The organism is Intestinirhabdus alba (assembly GCF_009711095.1).
Lineage (GTDB): Bacteria > Pseudomonadota > Gammaproteobacteria > Enterobacterales > Enterobacteriaceae > Intestinirhabdus > Intestinirhabdus alba.
In genome coordinates this window covers 54,936-69,646 of the sequence record NZ_WMJZ01000012.1, presented here as the reverse complement: position 1 = coordinate 69,646, position 14,711 = coordinate 54,936, and the positions used below count along the sequence as shown (strand labels likewise).

12 protein-coding genes are annotated in these 14,711 nt (G+C 59.6%); 7 read left to right on the top strand and 5 right to left on the bottom strand.

The window, feature by feature from the left end:
* Nucleotides 1–272 precede the first annotated feature (272 nt).
* Both GJV78_RS10505 and GJV78_RS10500 read left to right on the top strand, forming a co-directional pair.
* On the top strand, nucleotides 273–1,313 hold the full coding sequence (locus GJV78_RS10505) for an aldo/keto reductase (protein WP_155108296.1): 1,041 nt from the start codon (nucleotides 273–275) through the stop codon (nucleotides 1,311–1,313).
* Between the two features lie 153 nt (nucleotides 1,314–1,466).
* Nucleotides 1,467–2,351, top strand: a complete 885-nt coding sequence (locus GJV78_RS10500; protein ID WP_155108295.1) for an SDR family oxidoreductase — start codon at nucleotides 1,467–1,469, stop codon at nucleotides 2,349–2,351.
* Between the two features lie 55 nt (nucleotides 2,352–2,406).
* Here the strand turns inward: GJV78_RS10500 and exbD are convergent, their stop codons facing one another.
* Both exbD and exbB read right to left on the bottom strand, forming a co-directional pair.
* Nucleotides 2,407–2,832: a TonB system transport protein ExbD gene (exbD, locus tag GJV78_RS10495; RefSeq protein ID WP_155108294.1), complete on the bottom strand. Its 426-nt coding sequence runs from the start codon at nucleotides 2,830–2,832 to the stop codon at nucleotides 2,407–2,409.
* Between the two features lie 5 nt (nucleotides 2,833–2,837).
* A complete protein-coding gene (gene exbB / locus GJV78_RS10490; protein WP_167519504.1) occupies nucleotides 2,838–3,572 on the bottom strand; it encodes a tol-pal system-associated acyl-CoA thioesterase in 735 nt (244 codons plus the stop codon).
* Between the two features lie 249 nt (nucleotides 3,573–3,821).
* Between exbB and metC the strand changes: the two genes are divergently transcribed.
* Both metC and yghB read left to right on the top strand, forming a co-directional pair.
* A complete protein-coding gene (metC, locus tag GJV78_RS10485) occupies nucleotides 3,822–5,009 on the top strand; it encodes a cystathionine beta-lyase (RefSeq protein WP_155108293.1) in 1,188 nt (395 codons plus the stop codon).
* 198 nt (nucleotides 5,010–5,207) lie between these two features.
* Nucleotides 5,208–5,867 carry a DedA family general envelope maintenance protein YghB gene (gene yghB, locus GJV78_RS10480; protein WP_155108292.1) on the top strand — a complete coding sequence of 220 codons (660 nt, stop codon included), beginning with the start codon at nucleotides 5,208–5,210 and terminating at the stop codon, nucleotides 5,865–5,867.
* Between the two features lie 14 nt (nucleotides 5,868–5,881).
* On the opposite strand, the gene GJV78_RS10475 is transcribed toward yghB, so the two are convergent.
* Entirely contained in the window at nucleotides 5,882–6,781 is a 900-nt protein-coding gene (locus GJV78_RS10475) for an AraC family transcriptional regulator (RefSeq protein WP_155108291.1), read from the bottom strand.
* 197 nt (nucleotides 6,782–6,978) lie between these two features.
* On the opposite strand from GJV78_RS10475, the gene yqhD reads away from it, so the two are divergent.
* The 3 genes from yqhD to GJV78_RS10460 all read left to right on the top strand — a co-directional run bounded on the left by yqhD (nucleotide 6,979) and on the right by GJV78_RS10460 (nucleotide 10,873).
* Nucleotides 6,979–8,142 carry an alcohol dehydrogenase gene (yqhD, locus tag GJV78_RS10470; protein ID WP_155108290.1) on the top strand — a complete coding sequence of 388 codons (1,164 nt, stop codon included), beginning with the start codon at nucleotides 6,979–6,981 and terminating at the stop codon, nucleotides 8,140–8,142.
* Between the two features lie 105 nt (nucleotides 8,143–8,247).
* The gene (gene dkgA / locus GJV78_RS10465; RefSeq protein ID WP_155108289.1) at nucleotides 8,248–9,075 is read left to right on the top strand and encodes a 2,5-didehydrogluconate reductase DkgA; all 828 of its coding nucleotides are present in this window, start codon (nucleotides 8,248–8,250) and stop codon (nucleotides 9,073–9,075) included.
* A 343-nt stretch (nucleotides 9,076–9,418) separates the two neighbouring features.
* Nucleotides 9,419–10,873 (top strand): DASS family sodium-coupled anion symporter, encoded by a 1,455-nt coding sequence (locus tag GJV78_RS10460; protein ID WP_167519503.1) that lies wholly within the window; start codon nucleotides 9,419–9,421, stop codon nucleotides 10,871–10,873.
* A 127-nt stretch (nucleotides 10,874–11,000) separates the two neighbouring features.
* On the opposite strand, the gene GJV78_RS10455 is transcribed toward GJV78_RS10460, so the two are convergent.
* Together GJV78_RS10455 and ftsP are read right to left on the bottom strand one after the other, a co-directional pair.
* Nucleotides 11,001–13,187 carry a YgiQ family radical SAM protein gene (locus GJV78_RS10455; RefSeq protein ID WP_155108288.1) on the bottom strand — a complete coding sequence of 729 codons (2,187 nt, stop codon included), beginning with the start codon at nucleotides 13,185–13,187 and terminating at the stop codon, nucleotides 11,001–11,003.
* A 102-nt stretch (nucleotides 13,188–13,289) separates the two neighbouring features.
* On the bottom strand, nucleotides 13,290–14,702 hold the full coding sequence (ftsP, locus tag GJV78_RS10450; protein ID WP_155108287.1) for a cell division protein FtsP: 1,413 nt from the start codon (nucleotides 14,700–14,702) through the stop codon (nucleotides 13,290–13,292).
* Nucleotides 14,703–14,711 lie beyond the last annotated feature (9 nt).

Genomic DNA, 14,711 nt, shown 5'->3' with positions numbered 1-14,711 from the left:
TCCTTACTTTTGTAAATTATGAGAAGTCCTATGCGGTTATCGGCAAAAAAAGGAAAAGATATACGCTAATTATTTTTTTATCCGCCATAACAAAAAACTGCCCATTTTCCTTTGAAACAGGCCGCGTTGACCTGCCGGTTTTCCCCGCCCCGACGCGCCGCTGGCGGCCATTTTTTTCTCCCGATGTGACCTGGCGAACGGGAAAATAACGCCCGTCGCGTTAAAATAGAAACGTTGTTTTATTCTTACCATCAGGCCCTAAAGGAGATCCCATGACCTGGTTAGCCAACCCCGAACGCTATTCGCAAATGCTGTACCGCTATTGCGGCAAAAGCGGATTGCGTCTGCCCGCGCTGTCGCTGGGCCTGTGGCACAGCTTCGGCCACGGCCACGCGCTGGATTCACAGCGTACGCTGCTGCGTAAAGCGTTTGATCTGGGCATCACCCACTTTGACTTAGCCAATAACTACGGGCCGCCACCGGGCAGCGCGGAAGAGAATTTTGGCCGCCTGCTGCGCGAGGAGTTCGCCGCTTATCGCGATGAGCTGATTATCTCCACCAAGGCCGGTTATGACATGTGGCCCGGCCCGTACGGCTCCGGCGGCTCGCGCAAGTACCTTCTTGCCAGCCTTGACCAGAGCCTGAAGCGGATGGGGCTGGACTATGTCGACATCTTCTACTCCCACCGCGTGGATGAGCATACCCCGATGGAAGAGACGGCCTCCGCTCTCGCCCAGGCGGTGCAAAGCGGGCGGGCGCTCTACGTCGGCATCTCCTCTTATTCGCCAGAGCGGACGCAAAAAATGGCGGAGCTGCTGCGCGAATGGAAAATTCCGCTGCTGATCCACCAGCCCTCCTACAACCTGCTGAACCGCTGGGTGGATAACAGCGGCCTGCTGGATACACTGGTCGCCAACGGCACGGGCTGTATCGCCTTCACGCCGCTGGCCCAGGGGCTGCTGACCGGGAAGTACTTAAACGGCATTCCGGACGGTTCGCGGATGCAGCGCGAAGGGAAAAAAGCGCGCGGCCTGACGGAAAATATGCTCACCGAGGCCAATATCGCCAGCCTGCGCCTGCTCAACGAGATGGCGCAGCGGCGCGGCCAGACAATGGCCCAGATGGCGCTGAGCTGGCTGCTGAAGGACGAGCGGGTCACCTCCGCGCTGATCGGTGCCAGCCGGCCGGAGCAGTTGGAGGAGAACGTCCTGGCGCTGAATAACCTGACCTTCAGCGATGAAGAACTGGCGCAGATCGATCGGCACATCGCCGACGGCGGGCTGAATCTGTGGCAGGCGTCGTCGGATAAATAACCACGCCCGCGCGGCAAAAGTAAGTAAGTTCGCCCCGGCAGGTCAGCGTGACGGCCTGCCGGACGCCGCACGCCAGGGATTGTTCTGGTTTCCTGCCCGCCGCCGCAGCTGCGACTATCCTTAAAGGATGTTCAACCTGTAGGGAGCAGCATAATGACGCAGTTAAAAGACCCCACCACGCAGTATTACACCGGCGAATATCCGCAGCAGAAGCAGCCCGCGCCCGGCGTGCAGGCAAAAATGACGCCGGTTCCCGACTGTGGCGAAAAAAGCTACGTTGGCAGCGGTCGCCTTAAAGATCGTAAGGCGCTGGTGACAGGAGGCGACTCGGGGATCGGGCGCGCTGCCGCCATCGCTTACGCGCGTGAAGGTGCCGACGTGGCGATCAACTACCTCCCGGCGGAAGAAGAAGATGCGCAGCAGGTCAAGGCGCTGATCGAAGAGTGCGGCCGCAAGGCGGTGCTGCTGCCGGGCGATCTGAGCAGCGAGCAGTTTGCCCGTTCGCTGGTGCATAAAGCCCATGAGGCGCTGGGCGGCCTGGATATCCTCACCCTGGTGGCAGGGAAACAAACGGCGATCCCGGAGATTAAGGATCTGACCAGCGAACAGTTCCAGCAGACCTTTACCGTGAACGTTTTCGCCCTCTTCTGGATAACTCAGGAGGCGATCCCGCTGCTGCCGAAAGGGGCCAGCATCGTTACCACCTCATCCATTCAGGCGTACCAGCCAAGCCCGCATCTGCTGGACTATGCCGCCACCAAGGCAGCGATCCTTAACTACAGCCGCGGCCTGGCAAAACAGGTGGCGGAGAAAGGGATCCGGGTTAACGTCGTCGCGCCCGGCCCGATCTGGACCGCGCTGCAGATTAGCGGCGGCCAGACCCAGGATAAGATCCCGCAGTTCGGCCAACAGACGCCGCTGAAGCGCGCCGGACAGCCGGCGGAGCTGGCACCGGTGTATGTCTATCTGGCCAGCCAGGAGTCAAGCTATGTGACCGCGGAGGTGCACGGCGTATGCGGCGGGGAGCACTTAGGCTAAGGCTCAGGACAGACAAAAGGCACCCGGGGGTGCCTTTTTTACAGGGCAGGCGGCTCTACTTCGCTTTCGCCACCTCTTCACCGACCAGTCCAATCTTCAGATAGCCCGCCTGGTGCAGGGTGTCCATTACCTTCATCAGGGTTTCGTAATTCACGGTTTTATCCGCGCGGAAGAAGATAGTAGTCTCTTTTTTGCCTTCGGTCAGGGCGTTCAGCCCGGCGATCAGGGTTTCGTCGGTGACCGGATCGTTGCCGATAAACATGCTGTTATCCGCCTTCACCGACAGATAGACCGGTTTTTCCGGACGCGGCTGCGGCGTGCTGGTGGAGGCCGGCAGGTTCACCTTGACGTCGACCGTCGCCAGCGGCGCTGCCACCATAAAGATGATCAGCAGCACCAGCATCACGTCGATAAACGGCGTCACGTTGATATCGTGCATTTCACCGCTGTCGTCGAGGTTTTCGTTAAGATGCATGGCCATAGCGATTATCCTACGCGCAGCTTCTGAGCGGGGCGGACCGGGCGCGCGGAGCCGCTGGCTTCCAGGTCAAGGTCGCGGCTTTGCAGCAGCAGCACCTGGGCCGCCGCGTCGCCAAGCATGGCCTTCACGCTGGCGATCTGCCGGGCGAAAATATTGTAGATGACCACCGCCGGAATTGCGGCGATCAGGCCGATGGCGGTAGCCAGCAGCGCTTCCGCGATGCCCGGTGCCACGACGGCGAGATTGGTGGTTTGCGTTTGCGCGATGCCGATAAAGCTGTTCATGATGCCCCAGACCGTGCCAAACAGCCCGACGAAGGGGGAGATAGCTCCGATGGTCGCCAGATAGCCGTTGCCACGTCCCAGATGGCGGCCGACGGCGGCAACCCGACGCTCCAGGCGGAAGCCGGTGCGCTCTTTGATGCCTTCGTTGTCTTCACTGCCCTGGGACAGCTCCAGCTCGTTCCGCGCTTCGTTTACCAGCATCAGGCTCAGGCTATTGGCACCAAAGGCGGCGGAGATATCGCCTGCCTGATTCAGAGAGCGGACCTCGGCCAGCTGCTGCTGCTCGCGCTTCAGCCGACGCTTTTGCGCAAAGAACTCGACGCTCTTGCCAAAGAAGATAGCCCAGGTGACGACCGACGCCAAAAGCAGACCAATCATCACGCACTTCACCACGATGTCGGCGTGCTGATACATACCCCAGACGGAGAGATCCGTCTGCATCAAATTATTACCCACTGTGTATCTCCAGGACGCAAATCACAAAACCCGAGCATAATAATATCAAAACGACGCCGAATTGATAGTCGTTCTCATTAGTATTTACATACTGCCGTATCTTTATGGCCTTTTCCTTGCGCTTACGCAGTAAAAAGTCTACATCACGCACTTTGCCAAAATTTTATGCTTTTTGCCCCCGACACAGCGCCTGCGCCCGCGCTTCCATGTTAGTTTAGACATCCAGACGTATAAAAGCAGGTAACCGATATGGCGGATAAACAACTTGAGACCCGGCTGGTGAACGCAGGACGCTGTAAAAAGTACACCCTTGGCGCGGTGAATAGTGTGATTCAGCGCGCCTCCTCACTGGTATTTGAGACGGTGGAAGCGAAAAAACACGCCACGCGCAACCGCGCCAACGGCGAATTGTTCTACGGACGGCGCGGAACCTTGACCCATTTTTCCCTGCAGGAGGCGATGTGCGAACTGGAGGGCGGAGCCGGCTGCGCGCTCTTTCCCTGCGGCGCGGCTGCCGTCGCCAACACCATTCTGGCCTTTGTTAAACAGGGCGATCGCGTGCTGATGACCAACACCGCCTATGAACCAAGCCAGGACTTTTGCACGAAGGTCCTTGCCCGGCTCGGCGTTACCACCGGCTGGTTCGATCCGCTGGCAGGGGCGGATATTGTCAGGCACCTGCGGCCCAACACCCGCGTGGTGTTCCTCGAATCGCCCGGCTCTCTCACCATGGAGGTGCACGACGTCCCGGCCATTGTCGCCGCCGTGCGCAGCGTCGCGCCGGAGGCCGTTATCATGATCGATAACACCTGGGCCGCCGGCGTGCTGTTTAAAGCGCTGGATTTCGGTATTGATATTTCGATTCAGGCGGGCACCAAATACTTAATCGGCCACTCCGACGCAATGGTCGGCACCGCCGTCGCCAACGCCCGCTGCTGGGAGCAGCTGCGTGAAAACGCCTATCTGATGGGACAAATGCTCGACGCCGATACCGCCTATCTGACCAGCCGCGGGCTGCGCACCCTCGGCCTGCGCCTGCGCCAGCATCATGAGAGCAGCCTGAAGGTGGCCGAATGGCTTAACGACCACCCGCTGGTCGCCCGCGTCAACCACCCCGCCCTGCCCGGCAGCAAAGGCCATGAATTCTGGAAGCGAGACTTTACCGGCAGCAGCGGCCTGTTCTCCTTTGTCCTGCATCAACGGCTCACGGATGAACAGCTGTCGGCCCTGCTTGACCACTTCAGCCTGTTCAGCATGGCTTACTCCTGGGGCGGCTATGAATCGCTGATCCTCGCCAGCCAGCCGGAGCAGATCGCCGAAATCCGCCCGGAGGGCAAACCGGACTTCAGCGGCACGCTGATCCGTTTACACATTGGTTTGGAGAATGTTGACGATCTTATCGCCGATTTAGACGCAGGATTTGCACGGCTGGGTTAAAATTAACGCAAACGGACACATATGCAGACACTTCTTGCGGAGTTGTCTGCATTTGTTGCGTCCGGGATCAAGGCATCTCCGGGTATTCAGGAGTACAATTATCCCCATCAAACGTCAGGCTGCCGGCGCGCGCTCCCCGGCCCGGGCGATTGAAGATTCAGACATACTCAGGCGTAAAGCTGTTCCACAGGAAATTTCATGGCCGTCATTCAAGATATTATCGCCGCACTCTGGCAGCACGATTTTGCCGCGCTGGCGAACCCACACGTTGTCAGCGTCGTCTATTTTGTGATGTTCGCCACGCTATTTTTAGAAAACGGCCTGCTGCCCGCGTCATTCTTACCCGGCGACAGCCTGCTGCTGCTGGCGGGAGCGCTGGTGGCCCAGGGCGTAATGAGCTTTGTGCCCACCCTGCTGATCCTGACCACCGCCGCCAGCCTGGGCTGCTGGCTGAGCTATATTCAGGGACGCTGGCTGGGGAATACCCGGACGGTGAAGGGCTGGCTGGCCCAGCTGCCGGCGAAATATCATCAGCGCGCGACCTACATGTTTGACCGCCACGGCCTGCTGGCGCTGCTCGCCGGACGTTTTCTGGCCTTTGTACGCACCCTGTTGCCCACCATGGCGGGGATCTCCGGCCTCTCAGGCCGCCGCTTTCAGTTATTCAACTGGCTGAGCGGCCTGCTGTGGGTTGGCGTGGTGACCAGCTTTGGCTACGCCCTGAGCATGATCCCCTTCGTGAAGCGCCATGAAGATCAGGTGATGACCTTTCTGATGATCCTGCCGATTGCCCTGCTCGCCGCCGGGCTGCTGGGTACGCTGTTCGTGGTTATTAAAAAGAAGTGCTGCAGCGCCTGACCGGGCGTCGCGGGTTAACTTCCCGGCAGGGTGCGTATTCGTGCCGCATCTTCGCCCGGCGTAACGCCAAAATAGCGCTTGAACTCGCGGCTGAACTGTGAGGCGCTCTCATAGCCCACCCGCATCGCCGCCGCGCTGGCCTTCATTCCGTCATGAACCATCAGCATCCGCGCCTTGTGCAGCCGGTAGCGCTTCAGGTACTGCAGCGGCGAGGTGCTGGTCACCGCCTTAAAGTTATGATGAAACGCCGAGACGCTCATATTGGCCTCCGCCGCCAGCTGCTCAACGTTGAGATTTTCCGTGTACTTGTTCTCGATCCGCTTTAGCACCCGGCCGATCAGGCTGAAGTGGGACTGGCGGCTCACCAGCGCCAGCAGCGCCCCGCCCCGCGGCCCGATCAGCACGTAATAGAGGATTTCACGGATAATCTGTTTCCCCAGAATTCGCGCGTCCAGCGGCCGCGCCATAACGTCCAGCAGGCGCTCCGCCGCGCAGAGGATCTCATCCGACAGGGTGGCGGAATTGATGCCGCTGGCCGCCACCGAAGGCTGAAAACGATCGTCTTCGCCAATCTCCATCAGCAGCTCCTGCAGCTGCAGCAGATCGACGTTCAGACGCAGCCCGGCCAGCGGCACCTCCGGCGTGGCGAAGGTTTCACATTCGAAGGGCAGCGGCACCGTCAACAGCAGGTACTCGCTGGCGTCATAGCGGAAAACGCGCTCGTTGATATAACCGATCTTATGCCCGGAAAAGAGAAATATGATGCCAGGCTGGTACATTACCGGCGTGCGTGGCCCTGGCTCTACGCCGTACAGCAGGCGCACGCCAGGCAGGGATTCACCGCTATGATTTACGCTATTTTTCAGCTGGTTAATTTTCTCCGCCAGCAGCAGGCAGGTCTCGTCACGATTCATTGCACGCTAATTCACCCTCAGTTTATGTCCTGCTGATTGTGCGCAAGTTTGTCCATTTTCTCCAGCGCTCTGGAGAAATGGGCAAGGCATTGGCAGAAATGAGCATTGAGCGATGAACGACAGACGCCCACAATATTGACCATCAGGCGGCAGCCTCAGGCCAGCCCTCTTCTATGACCCACATAAGGGAACGAGCAATGAACAATTTTAATCTGCATACCCCCACCCGTATTCTCTTTGGCAAAGGCGCTATCGCCGACCTGCGCCAACAGCTCCCGCAGGACGCCCGGGTGCTCATTACCTGGGGCGGCGGCAGCGTGAAAAAAACCGGCGTACTGGACCAGGTCTACCGCGCCCTGGAAGGGATGGACGTGCGTGAATTCGGCGGCATTGAGCCAAACCCCTCCTATGAAACGCTGATGAAGGCGGTAAAAATCGCCCGCGACGAGCGCATCACCTTCCTGCTGGCGGTAGGCGGCGGCTCAGTGCTCGACGGCACCAAATTTATCGCCGCCGCGGCCCGCTACGCGGACGGCGTCGATCCGTGGCATATCCTGCAAACCGGCGGCAGCGATATTAGCAGCGCGATCCCGATGGGCTCGGTGCTGACCCTGCCGGCAACCGGTTCGGAATCCAACAAGGGCGCGGTCATCTCCCGTAAAACGACCGGCGACAAACAGCCGTTCCACTCTGAGCACGTGCAGCCGGTATTCGCGGTGCTGGACCCGGTTTACACCTACACGCTGCCGCCACGCCAGGTGGCTAACGGCGTGGTCGACGCCTTTGTGCATACCGTTGAGCAGTACGTCACCTATCCGGTGAACGGTAAAATTCAGGACCGCTTTGCCGAAGGCATTCTGCTGACTCTGATTGAAGAGGGTCCGAAAGCGCTGCAGGAGCCGGAAAACTATGACGTGCGCGCCAACGTTATGTGGGCTGCGACCCAGGCGCTGAACGGCCTGATCGGCGCTGGCGTCCCGCAGGACTGGGCGACCCATATGCTGGGCCACGAGCTGACGGCAATGCACGGGCTGGATCACGCTCAGACGCTGGCCGTGGTGCTGCCGGCGCTGTGGAATGAAAAACGCGACGTTAAGCGCGACAAGCTACTGCAGTACGCAGAGCGCGTATGGAACATCACCGAGGGTTCCGACGACGCGCGCATCGACGCGGCGATTGCGACCACCCGCCGCTTCTTCGAGCAGATGGGCGTCCCGACCCGCCTGTCCGACTACGGGCTGGACGGCAGCAGCATCCCGGCGCTGCTGGAAAAGCTGAAGGAGCACGGCTTAACGCAGCTGGGTGAACGCCAGGACATTACGCTGGAGACCAGCCGCCGGATCTACGAGGCGGCGCGCTAAGCTTTTTTCACCTCTCGCTTTCGTTTTCAGCCATTTCGGCCAGACTTAATTCACACCACTTCGCCGGAGCCCGCTCCGGTGAAATCCATCCAGGGGGAAAATCTGATGACGAATCCAACCATCATCAAGCTTGCCGACGGCAATCTGATGCCGCAGCTGGGGCTGGGCGTCTGGAAGGCAAGCAACGAAGAGGCCGCCGCCGCCGTTCATAAAGCGCTGGAGGTGGGCTACCGCTCTATTGATACCGCAACCGCCTATAAGAATGAGGAAGGGGTCGGCAGGGCGTTAAAAAGCGCGGGCCTTCCCAGGGAGGAGCTGTTTGTTACCACCAAGCTGTGGAACGACGACCAGAAGCGCCCGCGCGAAGCGCTGCTGGAGAGTCTTGAAAAACTGCAGCTCGATTACCTTGACCTTTATCTGATGCACTGGCCCGTCCCGGCTGGCGATCGCTATGTCGAAGCCTGGCAGGGCATGATCGATCTGCAGCAAGCGGGGCTGATTAAGAGCATCGGGGTGTGCAACTTCCAGATCGATCATCTCCAGCGCCTGGCTGATGAAACCGGCGTGATGCCGACCATCAACCAGATTGAGCTTCACCCGCTGATGCAGCAGCGTCAGCTGCACGCCTGGAACGCGACGCACAAGATCCAGACCGAATCCTGGAGCCCGCTGGCCCAGGGCGGAGAAGGTGTGTTCGACCAGAAAATCATTCGCCAGCTGGCGGATAAATACGGTAAATCCCCGGCGCAGGTCGTTATTCGCTGGCACCTGGACTGCGGCCTGGTCACAATCCCCAAATCCGTCACCCCGTCGCGCATCGAAGAGAACTTTAACGTCTGGGATTTTCGCCTTGATAAAGAGGAGCTGGGCGAAATCGCTAAGCTCGATCGGGGGATGCGCCTCGGCCCCGATCCGGATCGGTTTGGCGGCTGATTCTCCTTCAGCCCCACTTTCCGGTTGGGCTCAGGTTGATGGTAAAGAGGGAAAAACGTGGTTTTTCCCTCTTTGTGGTGAGCAGCCGAAAATCAATGAATTGATTTTCCTTGTTTATTTTTGTGGTGATTATGGCCGAACGAGTTCGGCCTGGGGTTTGTCATCAGTCTCAGCCCAACTTTCCGGTTGAGCTTGGCTATCTGGAAACTTTAAGAAAAATTAAGTAACTAATTAAATGTATATTTCCCGTGTCCATGAGCGCAGCATTAACCCCTATAAATGTATGATTATTCATGCAAATAATTAGTTAAAAATATGTTCATAACTTTATAGGCGAGTAACTGTGGCAGAGAAAAAAACACCAGGCGTCAAATGGCTCCCGCTAATTGTTATTGTTTTGATTGCCGTTGGTTTGTGGCACTTAGCCCCGCCGTCGGGGCTAAGCGTACCCGCCTGGCATTCAGCGATTATTTTTGTTGCAACCATCGCGTCGATTGTCGCGAAAGTATTGCCTATCGGCGCAGTGGGGCTGATAGGCATCACCGTTTTTGCTCTGACGTATGCGGCAGGAGACAAAACCGCCACCGGGGCCATCACCACCGCGCTGAGCGAACTCAATAGCTCGTTGATTTGGCTGATCGTCGTGGCGTTTATGATTGCCCGCGGTTTTATCAAAACCGGTCTTGGGCGGCGTATTGCGCTACAGATGATCCGCCTGTTAGGTAAACGCACGCTGGGTCTGGCCTATGGTCTGGCGTTCGCCGACCTGATCCTCTCCCCCGCCATGCCCAGCAATACCGCACGCTGCGGCGGCGTCATCTATCCGATTGCCGACTCGCTGGCGCGTAGCTTTGACTCACGTCCGGAAGATGAGTCGCGCAGCAAAATCGGTACATTTCTGATTACCTGCATCGGTAACGTCAATGACGTGACGGCGGCGCTCTTTATGACAGGCTATACCGGCAACCTGCTGGCGGTGAAGCTGGCGGCTAACGCCGGGGTCACACTCAACTGGGGCAGCTGGTTTCTGGCCGCCCTGCTCCCCTGCCTGGTGTCACTGCTGCTCGTCCCGGTGCTGGTATACTGGCTGACCCGCCCGACAATCAAACGAACGCCGGACGCCCCGGCTCTGGCGCGAAAAGAGCTGGCCGGGATGGGCAAGATGACGCGCGGCGAGTGGCTGATGCTGCTGACCGTCGGCGTTCTGCTGGTGCTGTGGATTTTTGGCGATGCGCTTGGCGTCGATGCGACGACCGCGTCTTTCGTCGGCCTGTCGATTCTACTGCTGAGCGGCGTTCTCAACTGGGAAGATGTTAAAAGCGAGAAAGGAGCCTGGGATACCCTGATTTGGTTTGCCGCCCTGCTGATGATGGCGAACCAGCTGAAAAAACTGGGCTTTACCTCCTGGTTTGGCAACGTCATCGGTGACAGCATCGGCAGCACCATGCACGGCACAAGCTGGATTATCGTTCTGCTGTTGCTCAACGCCGCCTATTTTTATACCCACTACTTTTTCGCCAGCGGCAACGCGCAAATCGCCGCCCTGTACGCGGTGTTCCTGGGCGTCGGCCTGCAGCTGCATATTCCCGCCGCGCCAATGGCGTTAATGCTGGCGTTCACCAGCAGCCTGTATTGTTCTCTGACACAGTACACCCACGCGCGCGGCCCTATTCTGTTCGGTGCCGGCTACGTGCCTACCGGCGTCTGGTGGCGGACGGGCTTTATCATTAGCCTGGTTAACCAGGCCATCTTTTTGACGATAGGCCTGGCATGGTGGAAGGTATTGGGGCTGTACTAACCGGTCACATATCGTGAAATGACCGCTGACTGCTGCTAAATCACGCCGGGGAACGCCCTCTGCCGCACGATCCGAAGAGGGCGTTCAACGGCCGGTATGATGACGTAGCGGTCCGCCCGCCGACTATTTATCTTCCCGCGCCGGACTTCGTCAGCGCCCTGCCGCGTTTTTTATTAGCGACCGGCGTCTGCCGCTGGTGCGCCGCCGGGCTGTGCTTCGTTAGCGCCGGGCGGCTATGACGGTTCTGTCGGCGGGCGGCCAGCATCTCTTCCGGCGTCGGGGCGGGAACCAGGCACTCGCGACGGCCGCCGATCAGATGTTTTTTCCCCATCTCTTCCAGCGCCTGGCGGATCAGCGGCCAGTTGGCCGGATCGTGATAGCGCAGCAGCGCCTTATGCAGGCGGCGCTGTTTGTCGCCCCGCGGCACCACCACCTCTTCGCTCTTATAATCAACCTTACCCAGCGGATTTTTGCCGGTGTAATACATGGTGGTCGAGTGGGCCAGCGGCGAAGGGTAGAAATTCTGCACCTGATCCAGACGGAAGCGGTGACGCTTCAGCCACAGCGCCAGGTTAACCATATCTTCGTCCCGGGTTCCGGGGTGAGCGGAGATAAAGTACGGGATCAAATACTGCTCTTTGCCCGCCTGCTTAGAGTAGGTGTCAAACAGGGTTTTGAAACGATCGTAGCTGCCCATGCCCGGCTTCATCATCTTTGACAGCGGCCCCGCTTCGGTGTGCTCCGGCGCAATCTTCAGATAGCCGCCCACGTGCCAGGTGGCCAGCTCTTTGATATAGCGCGGATCTTCCACCGCCAGGTCGTAGCGTACCCCGGAGGCGATCAGGATCTTTTTAATGCCCTTCAGCTCCCGGGCGCGACGATAGAGGTTGATCGTCGGCTCATGGTTGGTGTTCATGTGCGAACAGATATCCGGATAGACGCACGACAGACGGCGGCAGGTCTGCTCCGCCCGCGGCGAGCGGCAGCGCAGCATATACATATTCGCCGTCGGGCCGCCGAGATCGGAGATCACCCCGGTAAAGCCCGGCACCGTATCGCGGATCGCCTCGATCTCGTTGATGATTGAATCTTCCGAGCGGCTTTGAATAATGCGTCCTTCGTGTTCGGTGATCGAGCAGAAGGCGCAGCCGCCAAAGCATCCGCGCATGATATTAACGGAGAAGCGGATCATCTCCCAGGCCGGAATACGGCTGTTGCCATAGGCCGGATGCGGCACGCGCCTGTAGGGCAGCGCGAAGACGCTGTCCATCTCTTCCGTGGAGAGCGGAATAGCCGGCGGATTAATCCAGACGTAGCGGTCGCCGTGCTTTTGCATCAGCGCCCTGGCGCAGCCGGGGTTGGTCTCATGATGCAGAATTCGCGAAGCGTGGGCATAGAGCACCTTGTCGGCCTTCACCTTCTCAAAGGAGGGCAGCAGCACATAGGTCTTTTCCCATGGCTTCGGGCGCGGCGGCTGGACGGTAATTGCCCTGGCCTCGCGCCTGTTCGACGCCGCCGGCCCGCCGTCGGCACACGCCAAATCGTCGCCGTACGGATGCGGAATCGGATCGATTTTACCAGGCGTATCCAGCCGCGTTGAGTCCACGCCGCTCCAGCCCGGCAGGGCCTCTTTTACCATAATCGCCGTATTACGCACGTCGCGAATGCGATCGATGCTCTCGCCCATTGCCAGGCGATGGGCCACCTCCACCAGCGGCCGCTCGCCGTTGCCGAACATCAGCATATCGGCCTTCGAGTCCACCAGCACCGAGCGGCGTACGGTATCCGACCAGTAGTCATAGTGCGCGGTACGGCGCAGGCTGGCCTCTATGCCGCCGAGGATCACCGGCACATCCTTCCACGCCTCCTTACAGCGCTGGGTATAAACCAGCGTGGCGCGATCCGGGCGCTTACCCGCCACGTTGTCGGGAGTATAGGCGTCGTCATGGCGCAGGCGGCGATCGGCGGTGTAGCGGTTGATCATCGAATCCATATTGCCGGCGGTTACGCCGAAGAACAGATTCGGCTTACCCAGCCGCATAAAGTCCTGTTTGCTGTTCCAGTCCGGCTGGGCGATGATGCCCACGCGGAAGCCCTGCGCCTCCAGTACGCGGCCGCAAATCGCCATGCCAAAGCTGGGGTGATCGACGTACGCATCGCCGGTCACCAGAATAATGTCGCAGCTATCCCAGCCAAGCTCATCCATTTCATCGCGTGACATCGGCAAAAAAGGCGCGGGGCCAAAGCAGGCCGCCCAGTACTGAGGCCAGGAGAAGAGATCGCGGTCTGGCTGAATCGGGGATATTGCGCTCATAGTGCTTCCAGAAACGGTGAAGAATAGTCAAAGATCGGCGATTATATGCCGGAAACTAACAGAAATCGAAAGGTTATTCGCCGCCCGCCAGGCGGGCGGGCGTTAAGGTGCCGCGTTCACCAGAATCTGCCCGATCGAGCCGCGGTCGGCCATTTCCAGCGTCTGGCTGCTGAAATAGAACGGGAAGTGGGCCCAGGAGGGCTGCCCATAATAAACCAGCAGCTCCACCTGCCCGTCCACCCAGACGGTGTCCTTCCAGCCGCGATCCTCCGGGAACGGCATCGCGCCGTTAACGTTGCTAATAAGGAAAGCGCCCCCTTCAATATGAAACGGCTGCGGGCTGTCTGCCCGCACGGTCCAGCGTTCCCAGCTCCCCTGCTGTGCGGTGATGTCAATGCGGTTGATATCCCACAGCTGGCCGTTGATGCCCGGCTCGTCGCCGAGGCTGACGTCGCGGCTGCGGATCGGCACGCCGCTCAGAATTTCCGTTGGCAGCAGGCGCATCGGCAGGCTGTCGGTCACCAGCGGCAGCAGCCCGGTTGGGCGCAGCGTCAGCACCAGCGTCGAAACCAGCACGCTGGAGGGCTCGAAGAACCCGCGGATGCGCTCAACGATGCTCGCCGCTTCGCCGCAGGTCAGCGATACCTCGTCGCCGTTGGTCATATCCACCAGGATCTCCCGACGTTCCCCCGGTGCCAGCGACAGCTGCTTCACTGAAGCCGGGGCCGACAGAAGCCCCTGATCGCCGGCGATAACGTGCAGCGCACGGCCGTCGCTCATCTGTAGCTGATAGCGCCGGGAGTTGGAGGCATTCAGCAGCCGCAGACGCACCCAGCCGCGCGAAACCTCAACGTAGGGGCTTTGCGCCCCGTTGACCAGCAGCGTATCACCGACGAAGCCGCCGCTGCCCGGCTCGCTGTACTCCGGCGTGCCGAAATTATCCAGCCGTTTATCCTGAATAATCACGGGAAAATCATCCACCCCGTAGTGGTTGGGTATGGGTAAAGCCCGGCTGACCTCATCCTCTACCAGCCACATGCCGGCGAGGCCGTTATAGACCTGCTGCGCGGTGCGGTTCGGCGTGTTGGCGTGATACCAGAGCGTGGCGGCATTCTGGCGGATCGGCAGTACCGGTGCCCAGTCGGCGTTGGGCGACATCATCCGCGCCGGGCCGCCCATCAGCGGCCCCGGAACCTGCAGGCCAGCGACGGTCATAGAAACACTCTCGCCAAGACGATTGCTGTAAATCAGCTTAACGTCATCCCCTTTCTGCACGCGGATCGTCGGCCCCAGGTAAAGACCGTTAACTCCCCAGACCGAAGCGCGGGAGCCCTGGGCGAAGGCCCAGTGGGCGCGCTGCAGGGTCATAAACAGCGGCTGCCCGCGGCGGGACTCCAGCAGAGGGGGAACGGGCAGCGGCGGCTGTTGGCCGGCGGCATTCGCCCTCAGCGGAGCGGCACCGGCGCAAAGCGCAAGCCCCGATGCCTGTATGAACTGACGCCGACTGAGTGACATATTTGCTCC

Bases quoted from the DNA above. Each gene is read 5' to 3' on its own strand.
- GJV78_RS10505 (WP_155108296.1), top strand. From the start codon at position 273: ATGACCTGGTTAGCCAACCCCGAACGCTATTCGCAAATGCTGTACCGC.
- GJV78_RS10500 (WP_155108295.1), top strand. From the start codon at position 1,467: ATGACGCAGTTAAAAGACCCCACCACGCAGTATTACACCGGCGAATAT.
- exbD (WP_155108294.1), bottom strand. From the start codon at position 2,832: ATGGCCATGCATCTTAACGAAAACCTCGACGACAGCGGTGAAATGCAC.
- metC (WP_155108293.1), top strand. From the start codon at position 3,822: ATGGCGGATAAACAACTTGAGACCCGGCTGGTGAACGCAGGACGCTGT.
- yghB (WP_155108292.1), top strand. From the start codon at position 5,208: ATGGCCGTCATTCAAGATATTATCGCCGCACTCTGGCAGCACGATTTT.
- GJV78_RS10475 (WP_155108291.1), bottom strand. From the start codon at position 6,781: ATGAATCGTGACGAGACCTGCCTGCTGCTGGCGGAGAAAATTAACCAG.
- yqhD (WP_155108290.1), top strand. From the start codon at position 6,979: ATGAACAATTTTAATCTGCATACCCCCACCCGTATTCTCTTTGGCAAA.
- dkgA (WP_155108289.1), top strand. From the start codon at position 8,248: ATGACGAATCCAACCATCATCAAGCTTGCCGACGGCAATCTGATGCCG.
- GJV78_RS10455 (WP_155108288.1), bottom strand. From the start codon at position 13,187: ATGAGCGCAATATCCCCGATTCAGCCAGACCGCGATCTCTTCTCCTGG.
- ftsP (WP_155108287.1), bottom strand. From the start codon at position 14,702: ATGTCACTCAGTCGGCGTCAGTTCATACAGGCATCGGGGCTTGCGCTT.